The following is a 23,360-nucleotide window of genomic DNA, read 5'->3' as shown; positions in this document are numbered from 1 at the left end:
GGACTTACGGTATTATATTCTTTTTTATTAATTTTTGCAACAATTTAGTATATTCGGAATAAAAAAACACTCCCCTAATGTCATAATTAAGAGAGTGTCTGCTTAAAATATAAAAAATCTGCTAGAAAACCAGCAGATTTTTTAAGATAATTATTTAGCCAAAGCTTTTTTTGCTTCTTCAGCAAGTGCAGTAAATGCAGCAGCATCAGCGATTGCGATGTCAGCAAGCATTTTACGGTTTACTTCGATATCAGCTAATTTCAAACCGTGCATCAATTTGCTGTATGAAAGACCATTCATACGTGCAGCTGCGTTGATACGTGCAATCCATAATTTACGGAAGTCGCGTTTCTTTTGACGACGATCGCGGAATGCGTAGTAGTATGAATTCATGACTTGCTCTTTAGCAGTCTTGAAGAGTTTATGTTTAGCTCCGTAGTAACCTTTAGCGAGCTTTAAAATACGTTTACGGCGTTTGCGAGTTGCAACGCTACCTTTAACACGTGCCATGTGTGTTCTCCTTTAATTCTTAGTAGATTTCAATTTTGTCATAATGACAAATTTATTTTTTTATTGAGTTGGAGCAAGAAAATTAGATGACTTATTTCATTGTCCCTCTTAGTCGCTTACGCTCCTGCGAGGATTGCTCCAATGCAGCGAACAATGTTCGCTTAACGCATTGTCGCAACCATGCGACGGATACGTTTGAAGTCCCCTTTAGAAACCATAGAAGATTTACGAAGTTGACGACGTTGTTTTACAGTTTTACCGTGGAAACGGTGAGAAGTGTAAGCACGGAAGCGTTTAAGACCGCCGTTACCTGTACGTTTGAAACGTTTAGCAGATGCGCGGTGAGTTTTTTGTTTTGGCATTGTAATTCTCCTTAATTTATATCAGTTGGCAGAAAAAATTATTCTGCACCTCTATTCATTTTAAACATTCGTTTTCAACGAATAGAGAGGTGAAAGGTTAACCTTTCAGATGGTTGTCTTGTTAAGACCTATTTTTTAATAGGTGCAAGTTGCAAGAACATTTGACGACCATCCATTTTGGCTCTTTGTTCAACAACAGCAACTTCTTTTGTTGCTTGCGCGAACTTGTCCATTACTTGACGACCCACATCTTGGTGAGTAATCATCCGACCTTTAAATCGGATTGAAACCTTAACTTTATCGCCTTTTTCAAGAAACTTGATGGCTTGACGAAGCTTTGTATCAAAGTCGTTTTGGTCAATTACTGGTGACAAACGGACTTCTTTTACAGAAACAACAGCTTGTTTTTTCTTTGCTTCTTTTTGTTTTTTCTTTTGCTCAAACATGAATTTTGTATAATCCATGATTTTTGCAACAGGTGGTTCTTGGTTTGAAATTAAAACCAAGTCCATGTTAAGATTTTCAGCTTGCATTAGCGCCTCAGACGTTGGTGTGACACCTAATTGTTCACCCTCAGCGCCAATGAGACGAACCTCACGAGCACGGATTGCACCGTTCATCATAGGTTTTCTATTGTCTTGTTTAGCTATGTTCGTTCTCCTTCTAATATGATGTGAAAGTTGACTAAGATTTAGGCAACTTCTTTTTTAAAGAAAAACAAAAGCGGAACGACAATCTCGCCCCGCTCATGAAAACATTCGTTTTTGAATAATTCCATTCGTTTGCCCAGGGCTATAACCTCTAAGGCGAGAAGCGGGTGCTTCTGCTTTTCAACTCTATTATTCTATCAATTATTTAAAGACTTGTCAAGTCCTAATTTTTTTTATTATTTATAGTGAAATTTATCTCTAATTCTGGTTATAATTCTAATTTTTTGGCACTTATAGAATACAATTTTAGAATATGGCTTTAGTCTTGTCAATTCAACATTTTTTCTATAATTTCGAACACCATATCATTCAATAAAATGAAAATAAAATGATAAAATAATTATAATAAATTAAAGTTATCGAAAGGAGAATAAAATGTCAGATATTCAACTCATTACAATTTTTAATACCAGTGCTACAGAAACTCCCAATCAACTCAAAACCTATCAAGTGATGGATGACAATTCTCTACGACTTTTTCAAGTGTCATCAGCATCAAATTAAAAATAGAAAGGATTATCTATGACTCCACTAGATTTAACTCATCTTACTGAAGATATCAAAAAAACAAAAAACTGGTCAATTCATCGGAAAAGAATGTATGCCATGGGTTTAATGCATGAGCTTTATATTACTGATGGTTCAAATAACGAAAATGAACATTCAATTATTCCTGCAAGTGACCGTTTGTTAACTGCGCAATTGGTCAGTGAAGTTCTTGACCAGCTGATTGAATATGATGAAATTTCGATTTTTGAGGAAATGGTCGAAAATCATAAAACAACTTGTCCCTCTATTCAATTTTCACATATTCTATCTTTTGATGACGAAGCGGGCATCCAATATATTTTAAATTCTAATAGTTGGCTAAAGGTTTTACGTGGTTCAAATGACATAGCTCTTGTTATTACTGGTAATCTTGTTGGTGATTTTACATTTTACCTTGAAAGTTCTAACGAAACTTTTGAAGAAAAAAAGATTACTTTTAACAAAAATGGAATTTATCGGTTGTCTAACAAGCCTATTGACAGACTTTATTTAGCTGCTGACTCTTTAAAACTAGTCCAATAATAAAAAACGGTTAATCACCGTTTTTTTCTATAAATGAATCAAAAAAATCTTGAATGTTTGTAAATTCATAATCAGCAATCGTTTCTTTTTCAGGTCCAATATATGCTGTCTTCATTCCCAACTCTTGGGCGGGTTTGATGTCATGTTCGATAAGATCTCCAACCATTAAAGTCTCAGACGCTTGGAAATTTTCTTTGGTGAGCACGTTTTTAAAGGCACGCGCATCTGGTTTCAGATAGCCTGTTTCACCAGAGATGTAAACCGAAAATAATTTTTCAACTTGAGAACGACGTAATTTTTCTCTCTGCTCCACATGACCCCCATTACTTAATAGGGCAAGTTTGTAGTTTTTGGAAAGGTTTTTTAGATTTTGGATGAGTTGTTCATCAGGCTCTATCAATTCAAACAATCTATTCAAGAATTTTTTGAAAAAGCCTGTAAGATAATTTTCATCGACTTTCAAATCAAAATATTCGATAGTCAAACTTAATCTTTCTTCTCTTAGCTCTTCAATCGTCATTTTTCTTTGATGGACTTGTGGCCAAAGCAATTCATCAAATTCATGGTATTTCTCCATGAAACGGTTGAGCTCTTGGTCAGTAAATGGTCCTAATTGTTCTGAAAAAAGTTGGCGGTGAGCTAATTCCCAATATTTTTCTTTAAAAGGGAAAAGTGTATTGTCCCAATCAAAAATAATATTTTTTATTTCTGTCATCTATTTCCCTCATTCCTTCTTTAAGCCTATTTTATCAACTTTTAAAGTATTCCACAAGAAAAAAAGTTACTGACGAAAATTTTAAGTTGCTTCCTCAATGCCAAAACACAAGGACTCTCCCAAAAATTTTCTGTCAGTAACTTTTTGTCAGTAAAATTTTAATTTTTAATTATTTTCCTTCAAGGTAAACCATGAGAATACTGATGTCAGCAGGATTTACCCCTGAAATCCGACTCGCTTGTCCCAGCGTTTCTGGATTTATTTTTTTGAATTTTTGACGGGCTTCAGTAGCAATTGAGTCAAGCTTATCCCAATCCATATTTTTAGGAATTCGTTTCGCTTCCAAGCGATGCATTTTGTCCACTTGGTCCATTGCTTTTTTGATGTAGCCTTCATAAGTAATTTCAGTTTCAATCAATTCAATGACAGTACGGTCAATCTTTTCTGGTGCTTGTCCGATAAAATCGATGACTTCATTGTAGTGAACTTCAGGTCGTTTCAAAAATTCTGCACCGGTCAGCGCATCTTTAATTGGTCCAAAGCCCAATTTTCCTAATTTTTCTTGTGTGTCAGGCAAAGGTTTGAGTTTTTCTGAATTCAATCGTTTCATTTCACGGTCAAATTGAGCCATTTTTGCTTGGTAATGTTCCCATTGTTCATCTGAAACAAGGCCCACTTGACGGCCAATTTCAGTCAAACGGCGGTCAGCATTATCATGGCGAAGAATTAAACGGTATTCTGCACGTGATGTCAAAAGACGATATGGTTCCAGCGTTCCCTTAGTTACCAAATCATCAATCATTACCCCAATATAGGCTTCACTACGTTTTAAGATAAATTCAGGCTTTCCTTGAACTTTAAGTGCTGCATTTATTCCAGCTACTAAGCCTTGCCCTGCTGCTTCTTCATAGCCTGAGGTCCCGTTGGTTTGTCCCGCTGTAAATAGTCCAGAAACCAATTTTGTTTCAAGTGTTGGACGGAGTTGATGAGGCATCACCACATCGTATTCTATAGCATAACCCGGACGCATCATTTGAGCATTTTCAAGTCCTGGAATTGATTTAACTAAATCAAATTGGACATCTTCAGGCATTGAAGTTGAAAGTCCACCGATATAGACTTCTTCTGTATTTCGTCCTTCTGGTTCAAGGAAGAGTTGATGACGAGGTTTGTCAGCAAAGCGAGTGATTTTATCTTCTATTGAAGGACAGTAACGTGGCCCTACTCCTTTAACAATTCCTGAAAAAAGTGGTGCTCGGTGTAAATTATCACGCAAAATAGTATGACTATTCTCAGTAGTATAAGTGAGCCAGCATGGAATTTGATCTTTTAGATAATTTTCATCAGAGCTCATAAAACTAAAATGATTAGGCGCTTCATCACCTGGTTGAATTTCTGTTTTGTCGTAATCAATAGAACTTGCCAAAACGCGTGGAGGAGTTCCGGTTTTAAAACGACCAATTTCAAATCCAATTTCACGTAAATTATCTGCTAGACCAATTGATGAAAGAGAGTTATTGGGTCCTGAAGAATATTTAAGTTCTCCAATAATAATTTCACCACGCAAAGCTGTTCCTGTAGTGATAATTACTGCCTTAGCACCATATTTAGTTCCTGTCGAAGTCTTGATTCCGATGACTTTTTTCTTTTCTTCATCAAGAATAAGTTCTTCAACCATTCCTTGACGGAGTGTCAAATTTTCTTGGTCAGAAACTGTATTCTTCATTGAAGCGGCATATTCATCTTTATCGGCTTGAGCACGAAGAGCTCGAACTGCTGGACCTTTTCCGGTATTAAGCATCTTCATTTGAATATAAGTCTTATCAATGTTGCGACCCATTTCACCACCGAGCGCATCAATTTCTCTGACAACAATTCCTTTAGCTGAGCCACCAATTGATGGATTACATGGCATAAAGGCAACCATATTAAGATTAATCGTCATGAGTAGTGTTTTAGAGCCCATCCGTGCAGCTGCTAGTGAAGCTTCAACCCCTGCATGTCCTCCTCCAATGACAACAACATCATAATTTTCTTGAAAATTCATTGTTTACTACGAATTTTTTAAATTCGCCTTTCTTTATATTTTGATAAAAGTTCTTGCAAAATACTGACAGAGTTATTAATCATTCTTTTACTGACAGCTTTTATAGCCCTTAATTAGCCTTGTTAAAAGCTGTCAGTAAATATTTTGCAAATAAAAAAGCCAAAGCTGTGAAAAATATGTCAAAAAATCCTCTCATCAGTTGCTGACAGAAAATAATCACAATTGATTTTTCTGTCAGTAACTTTTAAAAGTCTCTTGTCATATTTTCCCGAGCTTTGACCATCGAGTTCTTATCTAAGATAATGATATTTTAACTCATTTTAAACATTTTTTCAAGACTATTTTCTTATCATTTTAAATCTTAGGCTGTTTTTAAAAGATTTCTTCCAATTCACGGTATAAAACTTGCTCAATGATATCTTGAGCAGACATATAATCATTAAAAAGAATGATACGATCTTTCTTCTTGTCAGTAGGATCATATTGACCTGCGTAATCAATTTTACCATTAGCTAATCTTACTGGAATAGCACTCCCTTGTGGATAAATACCTATAAACTTCCCTGAGTTAATTCCTTCACCTATCAACTTCAAATAAGGTAGCTCATTTTCAGAACTCACTCCTTCCAAAGTTAAGTCATATTGTTGACCCTCAAAAGTTGCCGAAGGACCTGAAATAACAAGAGTTTTAGTTTTCTTAGCAATTGAGCTATTCTTCCAAAGACCTGATAGTGTTATAAAATTTTCTTTTTTGATTTCTTTGGTGTTTATTTTGATTCCTGTATTATTTGTTTCTGTTTTATTTTCAGTCGAATTTTGTGTGCTTGCTGTTGAATTCGATAGTGAATGCTCTTTAGATTGTTCCTGAACATTATGAAATAATGCCAGTCCAAGAACTGCGATAAGTAATATTAAAAATCCATCTAATATAATTAACGGTTTCTTCATAGCGCCTCCTAACATTAGATTTATATTATAAAATAATTATAATATAATTTCAAGTTTCTTACCAATGAAATGCTTACGATTATTCTATCAGAACAAAAGAAAGCTTACTCAGTCAGTAAACTTTCTCATTTTTTAATTTTCAGTTTTCATGGAACAGAAACGTTCTGGGAGTTCTCCAGATTTTTTACTATAACCTGAGCGCTTTTTCTCAAGCGGAATCGCATGCCAGTCTTCCAACAAAGCAATGCTGTGATAGCGCTGTAAATAACCTACACAGTCTTCACACCATTCTTCATCTCCATTTTTCCAAAATGCTGTTTGCAAGCCAGACTTGCTAGTGAATTCTTTAAAATTCTCAGCCATTTCAAACCATTCTTTTTTATAATATTTTAAAGCTTTATAAAAATCATCAAACTCATCTACTGAAACTATATCTTCTTTCCAGCCGTCGAAGAACCACCATGGTTCATCGGTGCCGTACATTGTAACTACTCTATACATCTCTTCTTCTTTCCGCTGATTTTTTTCTTTGTATCTTTGCATACCTATTCTAGCGGATTTTTTTCTTTTTTTAAAATAATTTGCTTAATACTTTGATCTTTGTAATTAATAAACTTTAAACCAGATCTGCTTCAATTGTTTTAAGGCAAAAATCCCAAAATTCTTGAAGTCGCTCTTTTTGTTGCGTTAAATGGAGAATTCCAACAACAGCTTCAAAACCCGTTGATATTCTGTAAGTAACAACATCGGTATTTTTGGCCGTCGTTTTAGAATGAGCATTGCGCCCTCTTTTAAAATAAGTCAATTCATATTCAGTCAAAAAATCAATTTCATCCATTGCAGAAATAATTTTTGCTTGTGCTTTAGCTGACACAAATTTCGTTGCATTTTTTTGAAGCATGGCGGGCTTTGTCAGGCCTTTATCTAATAAGTACTCACGCACAAAGACCTCATAAATCGCATCCCCAATATAGGCCAATGCAATACCATTCAAAAGTTCTGCTTGTTGCTTATTCACGATGCCACCGTACCCCGTCTTTTGTATCTTCAAGAACAATCCCTTGAGCTTTCAAAGCGTCACGAATTTCATCTGACTTCGCAAAATCACGGACTTCTCGTGCCAATTGTCTTGCATCAATCATGGCTTCAATTTCGCTGTCCAAACTTTGCTCAAATTTAAATTTAATCCCTAAAATTTCTAAAACTTGGTCAAAAAATTCTTTGACCTCAGGCCCACCGTTTCCTTTATTAACCCAAGAAACAAAGTCATAAAAAACAGTCATTCCATTGGCAATATTGAAATCTTCATCCATGGCAGCAACAAAATCATTTCTGAAAGTCGTAAGTGCTGACAAATTAGACTCAGCTTGCTCATCCAAATGACGATAAGCATTTTCAATTTTTTTGATATTATTTTCAGCTTCTGTCAGTGCATCATCAGTAAAATTGACTGGTCTTCTATAATGAGTAGTTGCTAAAAAGAAACGTAAAATTTGTGGATTAACTACTTGAAGGAGTTCATGAACAGTTGTGAAATTGCCTAGTGATTTAGACATTTTTTCACCATCGACATTTACGAATCCATTGTGCATCCAATAATTAACAAACTTTTGCCCAGTTTTTGCTTCAGATTGTGCAATTTCATTTGTATGGTGTGGAAATTCTAAATCTGCTCCTCCACCATGAATGTCAATTGTTTCGCCTAATAATGAGGTTGACATGACTGAACATTCAATATGCCAGCCCGGACGACCAGATCCCCAGGGCGCTTGCCAAGAAATTTCATCAGCTTTTGCGGATTTCCAAAGAGCAAAATCGGCTGGTGATTCTTTAAGTTTTGTTTCTTCATCCGTACGTCCAGAAGCCCCTGCAAGTAAATCTGCAAGATTTTTATTCGCTAATTTAGCGTAATCTTTAGATTTAGATACACGGAAATATACGTCTCCTTGAGAAACATAAGCAAATTCTTTATCCACAAGTTCTTGAATAAACTCAATCATCGCTTCGATGAATTCTGTTGCTTTCGGATTTTGACTGGCTCTTTTAACATTTAAAGCATCAGTATCTTCATAAAAAGCAGCAATATAACGTTCAGAAAGTTCTTTAGTACTGATATTTTCATTAGCTGCTGCCTTGATAATTTTATCATCAACATCTGTGAAATTAGAGATATATTGAACTTCAAATCCTCGAAATTCCAAATATTTTCTAACCAAATCAAAAGCAACAACAGAACGAGCATTTCCTACATGGATGTAATTATAAACGGTCGGTCCGCAGACATACATTTTTACTTTTCCAGGTTCAATCGGCTGAAAATCTTCTAGCTGTCGACTATAAGTATTATATATTTTCATTCTATTTCCTTCTTAATCTTCATCATAAACAATAGAGGTGATAAGAGAACGTATTGGTAAATAGAGCAATGGAATCCCCGTATAAGCAGGATATCCAATACTCGAAATCACAATAGCAAGTGCAGACATCACAATCAAATCCCAAGTTTTACGTGACTGATGCCTGCTGATTATTATTTCATTCAGGCGGTAAGTATATTTGATAAGCAAAGAAGCAAACCGTGAGGTCACAATAATATATAAAACATAGATGATTGTGAAGTATGCGGGATGAATTCCATTATCAATTTGGGTCATAAAGGGAAAAAGTGAGACAAGCATGAGAAAAATTGTATAAGCAAAAATCTGCCAACCACTTATTTTCTTTATGCGTCCAAAGAACTTACTAAATTGAAAATAATAAGAAACAACAACCAGAAAACTCACAAAGAAAATAATGAGTGAGCTGCTTGTTTCACGAAAATCATACTGATTATTGCCAATAAGTTTTGGTAAAGGAATTTCTAAAACCATAATCGTTGCAATGATAGACATAACAGCATCCGTAAATGATTTTAAAGTTGCAAGTAAATGTCCCTCATAAATGGCTACTTTTCTCTTTTTCACTTCTCATTTCTCCTCACAAATGTGATGAATGATAGCTTGCTTCTCTTTTTTCTTCAAGGCTTGTGATGCGCTCGACATCTTTTTTACCTTTAACTCGAACAACTTTTGCAGGTATTCCAACAACAGTTACTTCTGGCGGAACATCTGTTACCACAACAGCACTCGCCCCTACTTTTGCATTTTCTCCAACTTCAATAGGACCTAAAAGTTGAGAATGGGCAGAAATTAATGCCCCTTGTCTAATTGTTGGATGACGTTTCCCTTTATCTTTTCCTGTCCCCCCCAAGGTAACTCCATGATAAAGCTTGACGTCCTTTTCAACAATGGCAGTTTCGCCAATAACTAATCCAGAACCATGGTCAATAAAGACGCCATGGGCAATTTCTGCTCCTGGATGAATTTCAATTTGAGTCCAAAATCGCCAAAATTGTGAGTGCATCCGAGCCAAAAGTTTCAAATGATGACGCCAAAGAAAATGTGAAATTCGGTGAGCTGCAAGAGCTTTTACTCCTGGATAGGTCAAAAAGACTTCCAGGGCAGTTCTAGCTGCCGGATCATTTTCTTTGGTCACTCGAATTGCTTCAGACCAAAAACCTTTCTTTTTTTCGTTCATTTTTTCCTACTTCGTTAAAAAATACTTATAGTAAATTATACCATAAGCATTGTGGGCCTTGTTGATTCAAAAACGTGTAATTGACTAAATCAAGCTTTCAATTGATTTAATCTCTTGTTAATTCTTCCCAAGTGACCATTGAATTTTGAACTTCTTCTTGTGAGTAGTCCAAAGGATTTACAGTAATTCCTAGGCTTTTTCCTAAGTCATTTATGGCTTCATCTTCTCCATTTAATAATTCATCAATTTTCAAAAGTAGAACTTGTCCATTATTTTCCTTAAAGGCTTGACTAAAGTAGGCTTCATTGTGCCATTTAGCCAAACTATCTAAATTATCAAACAAAGGAAGATATTCTTCATTGTCCTGATTGATTAGATTAGGGAAAGTTCTCTGACCACTTGTTGTGACGAAAGCTGGAACGAAATAATATTTTTCTCTTTGTTCAGCCTCAAGATTTTCCGGACTAAAAACTTTATTCAAAATTTCAGTATAATGAACTAAAAATTGCATTAATTCTGGTGTCCCAAAGTAAACGGTGTTGCCTTTATCTTCATCTTGAGGTAATTTAGGATTGATTGCTAAAATATCAATATCCGTTTCCATTAATTGGTCTAAAATTTCAATTAATGAGTGCAATTCCCATTCCGTCTCAAAGTCTGTCAGTTCTGACAGGAAAACTTCAAGTTCTTCTTCTGTTGTAAAAACAGGTAGTGTCTTATGGTCTTCAATCGGAACAAAGAAAACTGATTTTGGTGCCAATACTGGAAATTGATGAAAAGCATAGACCAATGAGAGGTCTTCCATAAATGAGCCTGGATTTGCTAATGAAACTCGCAAACGTTCATCTAGTTCTGGATTGAGATTATAATTTGACATATTTTTTTGCTGACAGACCTGTCAGTGATTATTTACAAGCTAAATAAACAAATAATTTACTGACAGAAATCCAAGCATGAATAATCACATTTCGGTTATCATCTATCCATTAGCCATCTATGACTTCTGGATAGGCTAGCATTTTAATCAGTAAATTTTATTTTATTTCAAGGTCTATTTTTACAGCTTTTCCATTTTATGATTGAGCTTATTCTGGTTTTTTAGTTGAGAGTTCTGGAAACTCTTCATCAATATGTGATTTACGTTCACGGAGCTCAAAACTGTGGTTTCCAACTTTATTTCCCTGATTATTACGGTCATTATTACGACGGTCAAAACCATTACCACGGTTACTATTTCCGTTACCTTTGCGACGGTCACCATTTTCACGGCGTTCTCTTGGTTTACGCTCAGGTTCAACATAACCTTCTGGTTTCTCAACTAAAGCACGCATTGATGCATCTACGCGACCCTTGTCATCAATTTTCATGATTTTAACTTTGACAGTGTCACCTAATTTCACAACATCTTCAACATTTTCTGTCCGAGCCCAAGCCATTTCAGAAATATGCACCATTGCATCTTGCTTACCAAATAGATTTACAAAAGCACCAAAACTTTCGATACGAACCACTTTTGCATCGTAAATTTCACCAACTTTTGCTTCACGAACAAGTTCAGCAATAATTTCTTTAGCACGATCAATCGCTGCTTGGTCAGAAGAGAAAATTGAACAAAGTCCTTCGTCATCAATATCAATTTTTACGCCCGTTTCAGCAATAATTTTATCGATTTGCTCGCCACCTTTACCGATGACAACTTTAATCTTATCGACAGGAATTGTAATTGTATCAATTTTAGGTGCTGAAGGTGCTAACTCTTCACGAGGTTGTGCAATTGTTGCTTCAATTACATCAAGAATTTGGAAACGTGCAGTTTTTGCTTGTGCAAGAGCTTCGGCAAGAATTTCTGGTGTAATTCCTGAAATTTTAATATCCATTTGTAGTGCAGTAATCCCGTCACGAGTTCCCGCAACCTTGAAGTCCATATCACCAAAATGGTCTTCAAGCCCTTGAATATCTGTCAAAACAGTATAATTTGTTCCGTCAGAAATCAAGCCCATCGCAATCCCAGCAACTGGTGCTTTGATTGGTACACCACCAGCCATCAGTGCAAGTGTTCCTGCACAGATTGAAGCTTGTGATGACGAACCATTTGATTCTAAAACTTCAGCGACCAAACGAATGGCATAAGGGAATTCCTCTAAAGAAGGCAATACTTGTTCTAAAGCACGTTCACCGAGCGCTCCGTGACCAATTTCACGACGTCCAGGTGCCCCGTAACGTCCTGTTTCCCCAACAGAATACTGTGGGAAATTATAATGATGCATAAAACGTTTTTTATATTCATCATTCAAACCATCAATGATTTGTGCTTCATTCATTGGTGCCAAAGTCAATGTTGATAAAGCTTGGGTTTGACCACGAGTAAATAAACCTGTCCCATGTGTAATATTACGTGGGGTAAAGTCAATTTCAGCATCAAGCGGGCGAATTTCATCAATCTTACGTCCATCAGGACGGATTTTATCTTCAGTAATCAAGCGACGAACTTCCGCATGTTCCATTCCTTCAAGAATTTCAGCAAGATCACGCAAAATGATTGATAGATTTTCATCGTTCTCATATTTTGCACTGTAAACAGAAATTATCGCCTCTTTAACTGCTTTTGTCGCAGATTCACGCGCCAATTTTTCTTCAATTTGAACTGCTTTTTGCAAATCTGAATTGTAAGCTGCAATCACTTCGGCTTTTAAATCTTCATCAACATGCAAAAGTTCAACTTCAGCTTTTTCTTTTCCAACTTTTGCAACAATTTCATTTTGAAATTCAATTAATTCTTTAACAGCATTATGTCCTGCCAAAAGTGCACCAAGCATCACTTCTTCTGAAAGTTCCTTGGCCCCAGATTCAACCATATTGATTGCGTTGATATTTCCCGCAACAGAGAGCTCCAAACTTGATGCCTCTTTTTCCGCAACAGTTGGATTGATGATATATTCTCCATCAATATAAGCAACTTCAACACCTGCAATTGGTCCATCAAATGGAATATCAGAAATTGCAAGCGCTAAAGAAGAGCCAAACATTGCTGCCACACGACCAGAAGCATTTTCATCATAAGAAAGAACAGTATTAATTACCTGAACTTCATTACGAAAACCTTCAGCAAACATAGGACGAATTGGGCGGTCAATTAAACGAGCAGTCAATGTTGCATCAGTCGACGGACGAGCCTCACGTTTGTTGAAACCTCCTGGGAATTTACCAGCAGCATACATTTTTTCTTCATAGTTCACTTGAAGTGGGAAGAAATCACCCGTAGCCATTTTACCCATTGTAGCGGCTGTTAAAACAGTTGTATCTCCATAACGTACAACAACAGCACCATTTGCTTGTTTTGCAACTTGACCTGTTTCAACAGTTAATGTCCGACCTGCAAATTCGATTGAAAATGTTTCTTTTGCCAATGTTTTTCTCCTTGACTTGAAATGCTATGAACTTTCTCTAACAGTCCAGTCTCCTGCTTTTGTAATATATTTTAGCTTTATGTTTTTCTAAACAAAAATCAATCTGTCATTACTGAACCTCTTGTCAGTAATTTTTCACTGACAAAACTTTTTTATTTTCTGTCAGTAACATTTTTACTGACAGATTCACTTTTGTATAGAACTACACGTATGTCCCATTATACTATATTTTAAGTAAGAAAAAAAGACTCATAGAGAGCCTTTTAGACAATTTTTAGTTCATTAGTTAGCGGCTTTTACAGCAACTTCGCCAGAGACTTTAAATTGGTTTGCAGCTGGAAGAGCTTTGTAAGTATCAAGTTGTTCTTGAGTTGCAAAGTAAAGATTTCCAGTGATTTCAGATTGGATTGATTGACCATCAGTCCCTTTCATGTCGCGTGCCATAATTGAAGCATCTTTACCGACATAAACGTCACCTTTGATATTACCACCTTCAAGATCGAAAGCAGGTGAGTTAACAATCAAGCGTTTAACTGTCAAAGTATAAGATTTAGTGACTTGGTGTTGATCATTTTGTTTAATCATTGCAAGTGTACGTTGAACAGCTGATTTTTCATTGAGGAAAGTACCATCAATTGTAAGGTCTTTACCTGAAGCATCAACATCAGCGTTAGTAGCTACAAGCCAAGCACCATTTTTACCGAGTGCTTTTTTCAATACTGAAACATCAGCAGTACCAGTTGTTGCCCCAGTTTCTGTATCTGTACCATTTCCTTCAAATGAATAAGTTACATTTCCGTGAGCGCCAGCTGTAATTCCACCAGGTTTGAATGAAACAACATCGCCTTTAACAACTGAAGTTGTACCAGTTACTTTAACTTTTTGAGCATCTGGTAATTTATTGTAAGCATCAAGAAGGTCTTGGCTAGCAAAAGTCAAGTTACCATCAATTGTTGCTTGTCCTTCAACACCTGTACCAGTTTGTCCGTGGAAGCCAGTTGCAAATACATCAACATTCCCTTTAACAGTACCATTTGAAATATAGAAACCAGGAGATTTCACTTCAATTTTATCAACTGTCAAAGTATAACGGTCAGTAATTTTGTGGCTGCTATCTTGATTGTAGATTGCCAATTTACGAGCGACTTGTCCGTCACCTAAGAAAAGACCTTCAACAGTCAAAGTTTTCCCAGAAGCATCCATATCACCTTTAGTTGCATTCAACCAAGCTCCATTTTTAGCAAAGCCTTTTTGCAAATCAGAGAAGTTGTTTGTTCCTTGAGTTGCACCAGCAAAAACTTCTGCTTTTGATGATTGTTCTGTTTTTTTATCAGAGCTACTTGAAGAGTTATTACTTCCACAAGCGGCAAGTAAAGAAACTGAGAGTACTGAAACTGCAAGAAGTGAGATCACTTTTGTTTTTTTCATTTTTAATTCCCCTAAAAATAAATAATTTGTTCGTAACACTTACCTTTCACGAACCTTACAGAACCATTGTAACACTTCGCTTTTGTAAACGCAAGACTTTGCACGAACTTTCACAAACTTTACATTCTCGTTTTTTTGAAAATGTTTTCAATCGCTTATACATCAAGCATTAAAGCGCTTTTTTAATTTATTAGAATTTTAAGTTTGTGAAATAATTTTTTGCTTGAAAGAATTATTCAAAATACTCTCAAATTTTATTTTCAGATTAATTCACAAAGATATTTACAGATATAGACTATGAAAATCACCATTATTTTGCTAAAATAGAACTATATTATTTCATAAAAGAAAATGGAGAGAAATCGTGGTTTACTCTGATTCACACTTAAAGCTTTTTGCCTTAAACTCAAACCCTGGTCTTGCTGAGAAAATTAGCCAGTTTACAGGAGTTCCTCTAGGAAAACTTTCTTCAAAACAGTTTTCCGACGGTGAAATTATGATTAACATGGAAGAAAGTGTCCGTAGTCAAGACATCTTTATTGTTCAATCAACAAGCTGCCCTGTTAACGATCACCTTTGGGAATTACTAATCATGATTGACGCATGTAAACGTGCTTCTGCTCGTACAATTAACGTTGTTATCCCATACTTTGGATATGCTCGTCAAGACCGTACTGCGACTTCTCGTGAACCAATCACAGCCAAATTAGTTGCTGATATGATTGTTAAAGCTGGAGCTGACCGCTTATTAACCCTCGATATTCACGCTGTCCAAGTACAAGGTTTCTTTGATATACCTGTAGACAACTTGTTTACTGTCCCACTTTTTGCTGACTACTACCGTAAGAGTGGATTATTTGGTGATGACGTGATTGTTGTTGCACCAAAAAATTCTGGGATTAAACGTGCACGCTCACTTGCTGAATACTTAGAGTCAGCAATTGCCATTGTTGACTATGAAGATGATGACAAAAACCGTGAAAACGGATATGTTATCGGTAATGTTTCAGGTAAAAAAGTTATTCTTATCGATGATATTTTGAACACTGGGGTCACTTTTGCCAACGCTGCAAATGTTGTACGCGAAGCGGGAGCAAGTGAAATTTATGCAGTTGCCAGCCACGGATTATTTACTAGCGGAGCCGCTGATGTTCTTGAAAAAGCAGATATCAAAGAAATTTTGGTCACAGATTCTGTTGTGACAAACCATCGCAAACCTTTAAATGTAAAATATTTGAGTGCAGCTGAATACTTAGCCAGTGCTATTCTTCGTATCCACGAAGGACGTCCAGTTTCTCCACTTTTTGAACATGAAAAACCTCAAGATTAAAGGAATTCTTATAGAAACACTTTAAGCAATTGAAAAATACCAACACTAAGTTGGTATTTTTATTTTTGATATATTAATTTATAAAATAAAAGTCATCTCAATTGACGACTTTTTCTTTTCTTTATTTAATAACAATTACGTTGCAAGAGGCATGGTTAACAATATACTGTGTTGTTGAACCAATGATAAAACGATCAATCGCATCAAGACCAGTTGACCCAATTACAACTAAATCGATATTATTTTCGTTTGCATAATTAATAATTTCTCTTTTAGGGCTGCCAGTTAAACGTACAATCTCAAAATCAACTTCTGTGCCTTTAAGATATTCTTGAACTTGCTCTACAACATAATCAGAATGCTCTTGTACACTTTTATACAAGGTCATTGTGTCTAAATGTACTGGAATATTTGCTAACTTATCATTTAAAACATACAATATTTTCAGATGTGAATGATTTAATTTTGCTGTGTCAACCGCTTCACGAAGGGCATCATAAGCTTGTTCTGAACCATCTACTGCAACTAAGATATTTTTATATTCTTCAACCATAATAAAACCTCCCTAAGAATATTATATAATTATTATTAGAAATATACCATCAATAAATCACATTAATTGATCTGAATAAGATTATAAGATATTTAAAGAATAATCTCATTGCTTTTCATATAAAAAGAATAAAAAAATGGTAAAATAGAGCTTACAGGTAAGGGGACTTTTAATCCTGATGGAATTAAATCATTTCCTTATAAAATATCCAGCAATTACTATGAAAGGTAGGAAAATCAAATTATATATTTAGATAACGCTGCTACAACACCTCTACTTCCTGATGTTATCACCGCAATCTCAGAAAGTTTATCCGCTAATTTTGGAAACCCCTCTAGCATTCACAGTCTCGGACGTGCTTCAAGTCAGATTGTTCGTAAAGCCCGTGAAACTGTGGCAAATGCTCTAGAAGTTCCAAGTCGCAATATCATTTTTACTTCTGGTGCTAGCGAAGCAAATAACCAAGCCTTAATTGGTTATGCACTGGCTAATAAAGATAAAGGAAATCATATCATCACAACAGCTATTGAACATCCTTCTGTTCTAAATACTGTTCAATATCTTCATGACCGTTATGGATTTGATGTTAGCTTTGTAAAACCAAAAGCGGACGGAACATTCCCAGCTTCACTTATAGAAGAAAACTTGCGTCCTGATACAATTTTAGTCAGCATGATGTGGGCTAATAATGAAACAGGCCAACTTCTTCCAGTAAAGGAAGTCGGAGAGCTCTTGAAGCAACATCAAGCAGTTTTTCATGTTGATGCTACTCAAGTAATGGGAAAAATTTCAGTGCATCCTCTGGATGTTTCGGCTGATTTCCTCTCAGCATCAGCGCACAAATTTCATGGACCAAAAGGGGTCGGCTTCTTGTACTATAACGAAAAGCTACATTTTGATGCTTTGATTCATGGAGGAGAACAAGAAGAAAAAAGACGGGCTGGTACAGAAAATCTCCATTCTCTTGTTGGTTTAGCTAAAGCCTTAGAACTTGCCCTTGAAAATATTGAATCAAATTATCAAGCAGTTGAAAAACTTAATGAAACTTTACTAACTAAACTAGAAGAACAAAAGATTTCATTTTATAAAAATAATTTTGGTCCAAGTATGCCTCATGTTCTAAATCTTGCTTTTCCGAATGAAAATCATGATTTACTCTTGACCAAACTTGATTTAGCTGGTTTCGCAATCTCAACTGGTTCTGCTTGTACAGCCGGTACAATTGAACCTTCCCATGTTCTTGAAGCTGTTTACGGGAAAAATTCTGAAAAACTAAAAGAAAACATACGTATTTCTTTTTCAGAAATGAATACAATTGATGAAGTTAATCTCTTCGTTGAAAAACTTAGTTCTATTTTAAAAAAATAAACAATTTATTTAGGAGACTCACAATGGCATTTATCACCGAAAAACATTTGGAAGGTAGCAAATATGTTTATCAACTTGCGCCTACTGTTAAAAAATTCACTTTAAAAGATACAACTTTTATTCAAACTAAAATTGGTAATTTTGAATTTAAAAGACTTCTTGAAGAAGTTCCAAATTCAAACGAAGGATTTTTATTAAAAATTATTGTTAATCCAGATTTAAGTGGTTTTAAACTTTCAATTACTGACAAATCCGGTTTACGAAATGTTGATATTTTTAAAAATGCGAGTGAAATGATTCAAAATAAATTTTACTTCCAAATGGATGCACTTGTTGACCGCGGTGTATTTACAAAATCAGAAATTTAAAAAACTCCCCTTTTGGGAGTTTTTATTTTAAGAAAAATTTTTTAAAAAAAAGAACTGTCATAAATGACAGCTCCAATTTGCTTAGATTTATAATTAAGCTTTGATTTCAGCAACGATACCTGAACCAACAGTACGTCCACCTTCACGGATAGAGAAAGTAGTACCTTGTTCGATCGCAACTGGGTGGATCAATTCAACGTCGATATGCACGTTGTCACCAGGCATTACCATTTCAGTTCCTTCTGGAAGTTTAACTGAACCAGTAACGTCAGTTGTGTGGAAGTAGAATTGAGGACGGTAGTTGTCGAAGAATGGAGTGTGACGTCCGCCTTCTTCTTTGCTCAATACGTAAACTTCACCTTCGAAAAGTTTGTGTGGAGTGATTGAACCTGGTTTAGCAATAACTTGACCACGTTCGATTTCGTCACGTTGGATACCACGGAGAAGTGCACCGACGTTATCACCAGCAAGACCTTCAGTAAGTGTTTTACGGAACATTTCGATACCAGTAACAACAGCTTTTTTAGTTTCTTCTTTGATACCAACGATTTCAACTTCGTCACCAACTTTAACAGTACCACGTTCGATACGTCCTGAAGCAACTGTACCACGACCAGTGATAGAGAATACGTCTTCGACTGGAAGAAGGAGTGGTTTGTCAGTGTCGCGTTCTGGAGTTGGGATGTATTCATCAACGATGTCCATCAATTCTTCAACTTTAGCAACCCATTGTGGTTCACCGTTCAAAGCACCAAGTGCTGAACCAGCGATTACAGGAATATCGTCACCTGGGAAGTCGTATTCGCTCAAGAGGTCACGAACTTCCATTTCAACGAGTTCCATCAATTCTTCATCATCAACAAGGTCAGCCTTGTTAAGGAAGACGATAAGGTATTTAACACCAACTTGACGTGAAAGCAAGATGTGTTCACGAGTTTGTGGCATTGGTCCATCAGTTGCAGCAACAACGAGGATTGCACCGTCCATTTGGGCAGCACCAGTGATCATATTTTTAACGTAGTCCGCGTGACCTGGAGCGTCAATGTGGGCATAGTGACGTTTTTCAGTTTCGTACTCGATGTGAGCAGTGTTGATTGTGATACCACGTTCGCGTTCTTCTGGAGCAGCATCGATAGATGCGAAGTCAGTCGCTTTAGAGTAACCTTTGTCAGACAATACTTTAGAGATTGCAGCTGAGAGGGTAGTTTTACCATGGTCAACGTGTCCGATAGTACCAATATTAACGTGTGGTTTGCTACGGTCGTATACTTCTTTAGCCATTTTAAAAATGTCTCCTTTGGGGAATTTGTTTTATTATAGGTAGTCTGCATAAAGCAAACTACCGTTCTTTATCATTATACTTAAAATAGTTTTGAAATGCAAGTCTTATCAGCTTTTAATCGCATTTTTTCAAGAAGTTTTTTCATATATCTAGCTTTTTTATCTATGAAGTAGTAAAATAGTTCTAGTATTGCTCTTCTCTTTTTGAGCACTGTAAAATATTTTATTTCAAGGAGACCACAATGGGCTTAACTTTTAGAAAACGTGATGATTTTGATAAAATGATGGACGATTTAGGCGTCTCAACTGTTGATTTAGTGACTGATGATGATAAAAAAAGCGTTCCTTCTCCTGAAAAAAAGGAAGATCCATTTGCTAAATTTTTGACTCCAAAAGAAAATAATAAGGAGAAAGACCCAAACTAATTGAAAAGTCTTCTTTTTCTTGTTACAATTAGTTAAAAATATTTTTATTGAGGAACTTATGGCATATAAAAAACCACAAAAAAGTACTTTCCAAAAAGTAACCATGGTCGTTGTGATTATCATGGTTGTTCTTACGCTTTTCAGCGTACTTGCATCAATGCTTGCGGTATTGTAATTATTAATTTTAAAATAAAAAGTTACTGACAGTTTTGTCAGTAACTTTTTTTATTTATTAATCTTCAAAACCTTCTTCAAGGATTTCAGGGAATTCTGTTTCAACGATATGTGCACAATGTTCACAAAGCATTTTGAGATGTTCATTAGCATTGTGTCCAACTGTTTCATCTGTTCTACGGCAACGATCACAAACTTCTCCAGCCGCATGTTCAACAAGAACTGCAAGATCATCAAATTTCATTGCAGACTCTGGGGCATTATTTACTGGTTCGTTGGCAACTACAAAGTTTGATACAATCAAAAGTTGAGCAACATTTTCATCAATTGCCGTCAATAAAGTACGCACAACTTCATTTGGATAAATAGTTACTGTTGCTTCCAATGATTTACCAATCAATTTTGCTTCACGAGCACTTTCCAAAGCTTTCAAAATCTTATCACGGAAATCAAGAAATTCTTGCCAGTTTCCTAACAATTCTTCACTTCCAGGAATTTCTGCTGCTTCTGGCATTTCTGCAAGATAAGCAAAATTTTCTGGTTCATGTTCCAAGTAAGTCCATGTTTCTTCTGCTGTGTGTGGCAAAATTGGTACAAGAATTTTCACTAAATCTTTCAAAATAACATACATAACTGTTTGCATTGAGCGGCGTTCTGGTGAATTTGCTGCTTCAATATAAACAACATCTTTAGCAAAATCAAGATAGAAAGATGACAAATCATTTGTGATGAAATTAATGATTGATTTGTAAACAGTCATAAAGCTATAGTTATCATAAGCTGTACGAATTTGTTTTACAAGTTCATTAAATTTCACAAGCATATATTTGTCTACTGGACGAAGTTCTGCAAAATCAATTGCATCTTCTTTTGGATTAAAATCAGATGTATTAGCGATTAAGAAACGCAATGTATTCCGGATTTTACGGTAAACTTCAGAAACTTGACTGAGAATATCCATTGACACACGAACATCTGATTCAGTATCAATTGATGCCACCCAAAGGCGGAGAATGTCAGCACCAAATTTCTTAGTGACATCTTTTGGCACGATTGTATTTCCAATTGATTTAGACATCTTACGTCCTTTACCGTCTAAAACAAATCCTTGTGAAAGAACTGCTTTATATGGTGCAACGCCATTTACCGCAACTGAGGTTGTAATTGATGAATTAAACCAACCACGGTATTGGTCTGAACCTTCAAGGTAAAGGTCTGCAGGGAAGCTAAGGTAGTCACGTTCGTTAAGGACACCATTCCAAGAAGAACCTGAGTCAAACCAAACGTCCATGATATCTTTTTCTTTTGTAAATTCACCATTTGGTGAAGCTGGATGAGTGAATCCTTCTGGTAAAAGGTCTTTTGCTTCACGTTCAAACCAAACTTTTGAACCAAATTCAGCAAAAAGTTTGGCTACATGTTCAGTTGTTTCTGGTGTGATAATTGGTTCTCCATTTTCACCATAGAAAATTGGTAACGGAACTCCCCAAGCACGTTGACGTGAGATGACCCAATCGCCACGGTCACGAACCATATTGAATAAACGAGTTTTACCCCATGGAATTACCCAATCTACTCTTTCAACTTCATCTAAAATATTTTGACGGAAGTCATCGATTGAAGCAAACCATTGTGGTGTTGCACGGAAAATTACTGGTTTTTTAGTACGCCAGTCATGTGGATATGAGTGAGTGAAGAATTCGAGTTTCAATAAAGCATCTTTTTCTTCTAGCCATTTACTGACAACTTTATTTCCTTCATCGTAGAAAAGTCCTTCAAGTCCAGGAGCTTCATCAGTATAATAACCACGGTTATCAATTGGTGAAAGAACAGGCAATTTATACTTACGACTTGCAAAGTAGTCATCTTCACCATGTCCTGGGGCAACGTGGACAAGGCCAGTCCCAGAATCAAGAGTAACATAATCTGCATTCATGATTAAAGTTTCACGGTCATAGAATGGATGTTTTGCAACCATATATTCTAATTCAGAACCTTTAATCGTTTGAAGGACTTCTGGATTTTCCCATTCTAATTTTTCAGCAACAGCTTCAAGCATTTCTGAGGCAATCACAAATTTACGACCATTAACTGCTACAACTGAATAATCATAGTCAGGATGAGCAAAGATTCCCAAATTTGATGGAATTGTCCATGGTGTTGTTGTCCAGATTACAAATTCTACATCTTCTGGTAATTTACCTTTAGTATCTTTAGCTTTAAATGCCACAAAAATTGATGCTGAACGAACATCTTGATATTCGATTTCAGCTTCAGCCAGTGAACTTTCTGATGAAGGTGACCAATAAATTGGTTTTTGTCCTTTATAGATATATCCTTTTTCAGCCATTTTACCAAAAACGCGAATTTGAGCTGCCTCATATTCTGGCAATAGTGTCAAATATGGATGGTCCCAATCAGCAAGAACACCAAGGGATTTGAAATCTGAACGTTGCATATCTACTTGTTTCATCGCGTATTTACGACATTCCTCAAGATAATCAAGCAAATCCATTTCTTTACGCTTCATGCCTGCTTTAGCAAGTTGTTGCTCAATTGGCAAACCATGAGTATCCCAACCTGGAACATAAGGAGCACGAAATCCTGCCATTGATTTATAACGAACAATAATATCTTTTGAAATTTTGTTCAAAGAGTGTCCGAGGTGAATATTTCCGTTCGCATAAGGAGGCCCGTCATGAAGCATAAATGAGGGTTTTCCTTCATTTAATTCTTGACGTTTCTCATAAAGTGTCGCATCTGCCCAGTCTTTTTGCCAGTTTGGTTCTTTATTTGGCAAGCCTGCACGCATTGGGAAAGCTGTTTTCCCCAAATTCAAAGTATCTTTGATTTTCATATTTTCTTCTTTCTTTCGATTTTGTTTTTATTGAATAAAAAAAAACGATTTTTCGCAAAGGACGAAAAACCGTGGTACCACCTTCATTTTTTCTGTCAGTAAAATTTACTGACAGAAACTCTTTTGCGTAACGTGCAAGACGCTTGAACTTACTTTTAGTTCAGTCCAAGATTTTTCTAAAAATTCTTTGAGAAAATAAATTCTGTCAGTAACTTTAGAAGTCCAATCAG

24 protein-coding genes and 1 other annotated feature are annotated in these 23,360 nt (G+C 35.9%); of the genes, 7 read left to right on the top strand and 17 right to left on the bottom strand.

Annotated elements, in window-relative coordinates; all coding sequences use genetic code 11:
• Positions 1–150: 150 nt before the first annotated feature.
• The 3 genes from rplT to infC all read right to left on the bottom strand — a co-directional run bounded on the left by rplT (position 151) and on the right by infC (position 1,495).
• Positions 151–510 (bottom strand): 50S ribosomal protein L20, encoded by a 360-nt coding sequence (gene rplT / locus HFD15_RS00375; protein ID WP_003132352.1) that lies wholly within the window; start codon positions 508–510, stop codon positions 151–153.
• Positions 511–671: 161 nt separating this feature from the next.
• Positions 672–872 (bottom strand): 50S ribosomal protein L35, encoded by a 201-nt coding sequence (gene rpmI / locus HFD15_RS00370; RefSeq protein ID WP_003132353.1) that lies wholly within the window; start codon positions 870–872, stop codon positions 672–674.
• A 128-nt stretch (positions 873–1,000) separates the two neighbouring features.
• The gene (infC, locus tag HFD15_RS00365) at positions 1,001–1,495 is read right to left on the bottom strand and encodes a translation initiation factor IF-3 (protein WP_003132354.1); all 495 of its coding nucleotides are present in this window, start codon (positions 1,493–1,495) and stop codon (positions 1,001–1,003) included.
• A gap of 86 nt (positions 1,496–1,581) precedes the next feature.
• Positions 1,582–1,707 (bottom strand) — a sequence feature (ribosomal protein L20 leader region).
• A gap of 250 nt (positions 1,708–1,957) precedes the next feature.
• Between infC and HFD15_RS14495 the strand changes: the two genes are divergently transcribed.
• Both HFD15_RS14495 and HFD15_RS00360 read left to right on the top strand, forming a co-directional pair.
• Positions 1,958–2,086 carry a hypothetical protein gene (locus HFD15_RS14495; RefSeq protein ID WP_003132356.1) on the top strand — a complete coding sequence of 43 codons (129 nt, stop codon included), beginning with the start codon at positions 1,958–1,960 and terminating at the stop codon, positions 2,084–2,086.
• Positions 2,087–2,104: 18 nt separating this feature from the next.
• Positions 2,105–2,653 (top strand): hypothetical protein, encoded by a 549-nt coding sequence (locus HFD15_RS00360; protein ID WP_012898413.1) that lies wholly within the window; start codon positions 2,105–2,107, stop codon positions 2,651–2,653.
• A 10-nt stretch (positions 2,654–2,663) separates the two neighbouring features.
• On the opposite strand, the gene HFD15_RS00355 is transcribed toward HFD15_RS00360, so the two are convergent.
• The 11 genes from HFD15_RS00355 to HFD15_RS00305 all read right to left on the bottom strand — a co-directional run bounded on the left by HFD15_RS00355 (position 2,664) and on the right by HFD15_RS00305 (position 14,774).
• On the bottom strand, positions 2,664–3,368 hold the full coding sequence (locus tag HFD15_RS00355) for an HAD family hydrolase (RefSeq protein WP_012898414.1): 705 nt from the start codon (positions 3,366–3,368) through the stop codon (positions 2,664–2,666).
• 169 nt (positions 3,369–3,537) lie between these two features.
• On the bottom strand, positions 3,538–5,415 hold the full coding sequence (mnmG, locus tag HFD15_RS00350; RefSeq protein WP_015427015.1) for a tRNA uridine-5-carboxymethylaminomethyl(34) synthesis enzyme MnmG: 1,878 nt from the start codon (positions 5,413–5,415) through the stop codon (positions 3,538–3,540).
• Positions 5,416–5,787: 372 nt separating this feature from the next.
• On the bottom strand, positions 5,788–6,363 hold the full coding sequence (locus HFD15_RS00345) for a hypothetical protein (protein WP_017864952.1): 576 nt from the start codon (positions 6,361–6,363) through the stop codon (positions 5,788–5,790).
• A 132-nt stretch (positions 6,364–6,495) separates the two neighbouring features.
• Positions 6,496–6,864 carry a DUF1033 family protein gene (locus HFD15_RS00340; RefSeq protein ID WP_014570710.1) on the bottom strand — a complete coding sequence of 123 codons (369 nt, stop codon included), beginning with the start codon at positions 6,862–6,864 and terminating at the stop codon, positions 6,496–6,498.
• 115 nt (positions 6,865–6,979) lie between these two features.
• Positions 6,980–7,381 carry a Mini-ribonuclease 3 gene (locus HFD15_RS00335; RefSeq protein WP_058207882.1) on the bottom strand — a complete coding sequence of 134 codons (402 nt, stop codon included), beginning with the start codon at positions 7,379–7,381 and terminating at the stop codon, positions 6,980–6,982.
• Positions 7,374–8,720, bottom strand: a complete 1,347-nt coding sequence (cysS, locus tag HFD15_RS00330) for a cysteine--tRNA ligase (protein WP_058207881.1) — start codon at positions 8,718–8,720, stop codon at positions 7,374–7,376. Before cysS ends, HFD15_RS00335 begins: the two co-directional genes overlap by 8 nt.
• A gap of 12 nt (positions 8,721–8,732) precedes the next feature.
• The gene (locus tag HFD15_RS00325; protein WP_058207880.1) at positions 8,733–9,326 is read right to left on the bottom strand and encodes a TMEM175 family protein; all 594 of its coding nucleotides are present in this window, start codon (positions 9,324–9,326) and stop codon (positions 8,733–8,735) included.
• A gap of 13 nt (positions 9,327–9,339) precedes the next feature.
• Positions 9,340–9,939 (bottom strand): serine O-acetyltransferase, encoded by a 600-nt coding sequence (gene cysE / locus HFD15_RS00320; RefSeq protein WP_003132365.1) that lies wholly within the window; start codon positions 9,937–9,939, stop codon positions 9,340–9,342.
• A gap of 106 nt (positions 9,940–10,045) precedes the next feature.
• Complete coding sequence (locus tag HFD15_RS00315; protein WP_167593479.1) at positions 10,046–10,816, bottom strand: hypothetical protein; 771 nt, start codon at positions 10,814–10,816, stop codon at positions 10,046–10,048.
• A gap of 208 nt (positions 10,817–11,024) precedes the next feature.
• Positions 11,025–13,346 carry a polyribonucleotide nucleotidyltransferase gene (pnp, locus tag HFD15_RS00310; RefSeq protein WP_023189772.1) on the bottom strand — a complete coding sequence of 774 codons (2,322 nt, stop codon included), beginning with the start codon at positions 13,344–13,346 and terminating at the stop codon, positions 11,025–11,027.
• Between the two features lie 282 nt (positions 13,347–13,628).
• Positions 13,629–14,774, bottom strand: coding sequence for a hypothetical protein (locus HFD15_RS00305; RefSeq protein WP_010906169.1), 1,146 nt, complete (start codon positions 14,772–14,774; stop codon positions 13,629–13,631).
• A gap of 364 nt (positions 14,775–15,138) precedes the next feature.
• Between HFD15_RS00305 and HFD15_RS00300 the strand changes: the two genes are divergently transcribed.
• Positions 15,139–16,104 (top strand): ribose-phosphate diphosphokinase, encoded by a 966-nt coding sequence (locus tag HFD15_RS00300; protein WP_012898422.1) that lies wholly within the window; start codon positions 15,139–15,141, stop codon positions 16,102–16,104.
• 121 nt (positions 16,105–16,225) lie between these two features.
• Here the strand turns inward: HFD15_RS00300 and HFD15_RS00295 are convergent, their stop codons facing one another.
• Complete coding sequence (locus tag HFD15_RS00295) at positions 16,226–16,657, bottom strand: universal stress protein (RefSeq protein ID WP_058207879.1); 432 nt, start codon at positions 16,655–16,657, stop codon at positions 16,226–16,228.
• 240 nt (positions 16,658–16,897) lie between these two features.
• Between HFD15_RS00295 and HFD15_RS00290 the strand changes: the two genes are divergently transcribed.
• Positions 16,898–18,025: a cysteine desulfurase family protein gene (locus tag HFD15_RS00290; RefSeq protein WP_029344390.1), complete on the top strand. Its 1,128-nt coding sequence runs from the start codon at positions 16,898–16,900 to the stop codon at positions 18,023–18,025.
• A 23-nt stretch (positions 18,026–18,048) separates the two neighbouring features.
• A complete protein-coding gene (locus HFD15_RS00285) occupies positions 18,049–18,393 on the top strand; it encodes a DUF1831 domain-containing protein (RefSeq protein ID WP_012898424.1) in 345 nt (114 codons plus the stop codon).
• Between the two features lie 93 nt (positions 18,394–18,486).
• Here HFD15_RS00285 and tuf read toward each other — a convergent pair whose 3' ends face one another.
• Entirely contained in the window at positions 18,487–19,674 is a 1,188-nt protein-coding gene (gene tuf / locus HFD15_RS00280; RefSeq protein WP_003132374.1) for an elongation factor Tu, read from the bottom strand.
• 242 nt (positions 19,675–19,916) lie between these two features.
• On the opposite strand from tuf, the gene HFD15_RS00275 reads away from it, so the two are divergent.
• Both HFD15_RS00275 and HFD15_RS00270 read left to right on the top strand, forming a co-directional pair.
• Positions 19,917–20,099, top strand: a complete 183-nt coding sequence (locus HFD15_RS00275) for an SPJ_0845 family protein (protein ID WP_003132378.1) — start codon at positions 19,917–19,919, stop codon at positions 20,097–20,099.
• A gap of 58 nt (positions 20,100–20,157) precedes the next feature.
• Positions 20,158–20,274: a DUF4044 domain-containing protein gene (locus tag HFD15_RS00270; protein ID WP_014570713.1), complete on the top strand. Its 117-nt coding sequence runs from the start codon at positions 20,158–20,160 to the stop codon at positions 20,272–20,274.
• 57 nt (positions 20,275–20,331) lie between these two features.
• Here the strand turns inward: HFD15_RS00270 and ileS are convergent, their stop codons facing one another.
• Positions 20,332–23,130: an isoleucine--tRNA ligase gene (gene ileS, locus HFD15_RS00265; protein WP_058207878.1), complete on the bottom strand. Its 2,799-nt coding sequence runs from the start codon at positions 23,128–23,130 to the stop codon at positions 20,332–20,334.
• Between the last annotated feature and the right edge of the window lie 230 nt (positions 23,131–23,360).

Origin of the sequence: Lactococcus sp. EKM203L (genome assembly GCF_011800585.1) — a bacterium.
GTDB lineage: Bacteria > Bacillota > Bacilli > Lactobacillales > Streptococcaceae > Lactococcus > Lactococcus lactis.
This window is presented reverse-complemented; position numbering and strand designations above follow the sequence as displayed.

Coding starts and splice junctions, on each gene's coding strand:
- tuf (WP_003132374.1), bottom strand. CDS start 19,674: ATGGCTAAAGAAGTATACGACCGTAGCAAACCACACGTTAATATTGGT.
- rplT (WP_003132352.1), bottom strand. CDS start 510: ATGGCACGTGTTAAAGGTAGCGTTGCAACTCGCAAACGCCGTAAACGT.
- HFD15_RS00270 (WP_014570713.1), top strand. CDS start 20,158: ATGGCATATAAAAAACCACAAAAAAGTACTTTCCAAAAAGTAACCATG.
- cysS (WP_058207881.1), bottom strand. CDS start 8,720: ATGAAAATATATAATACTTATAGTCGACAGCTAGAAGATTTTCAGCCG.
- HFD15_RS14495 (WP_003132356.1), top strand. CDS start 1,958: ATGTCAGATATTCAACTCATTACAATTTTTAATACCAGTGCTACAGAA.
- mnmG (WP_015427015.1), bottom strand. CDS start 5,415: ATGAATTTTCAAGAAAATTATGATGTTGTTGTCATTGGAGGAGGACAT.
- cysE (WP_003132365.1), bottom strand. CDS start 9,939: ATGAACGAAAAAAAGAAAGGTTTTTGGTCTGAAGCAATTCGAGTGACC.
- HFD15_RS00315 (WP_167593479.1), bottom strand. CDS start 10,816: ATGTCAAATTATAATCTCAATCCAGAACTAGATGAACGTTTGCGAGTT.
- HFD15_RS00345 (WP_017864952.1), bottom strand. CDS start 6,363: ATGAAGAAACCGTTAATTATATTAGATGGATTTTTAATATTACTTATC.
- HFD15_RS00275 (WP_003132378.1), top strand. CDS start 19,917: ATGGGCTTAACTTTTAGAAAACGTGATGATTTTGATAAAATGATGGAC.
- ileS (WP_058207878.1), bottom strand. CDS start 23,130: ATGAAAATCAAAGATACTTTGAATTTGGGGAAAACAGCTTTCCCAATG.
- HFD15_RS00360 (WP_012898413.1), top strand. CDS start 2,105: ATGACTCCACTAGATTTAACTCATCTTACTGAAGATATCAAAAAAACA.
- rpmI (WP_003132353.1), bottom strand. CDS start 872: ATGCCAAAACAAAAAACTCACCGCGCATCTGCTAAACGTTTCAAACGT.
- HFD15_RS00305 (WP_010906169.1), bottom strand. CDS start 14,774: ATGAAAAAAACAAAAGTGATCTCACTTCTTGCAGTTTCAGTACTCTCA.
- HFD15_RS00295 (WP_058207879.1), bottom strand. CDS start 16,657: ATGGTTGAAGAATATAAAAATATCTTAGTTGCAGTAGATGGTTCAGAA.
- HFD15_RS00285 (WP_012898424.1), top strand. CDS start 18,049: ATGGCATTTATCACCGAAAAACATTTGGAAGGTAGCAAATATGTTTAT.
- HFD15_RS00340 (WP_014570710.1), bottom strand. CDS start 6,864: ATGTATAGAGTAGTTACAATGTACGGCACCGATGAACCATGGTGGTTC.
- HFD15_RS00355 (WP_012898414.1), bottom strand. CDS start 3,368: ATGACAGAAATAAAAAATATTATTTTTGATTGGGACAATACACTTTTC.
- infC (WP_003132354.1), bottom strand. CDS start 1,495: ATGATGAACGGTGCAATCCGTGCTCGTGAGGTTCGTCTCATTGGCGCT.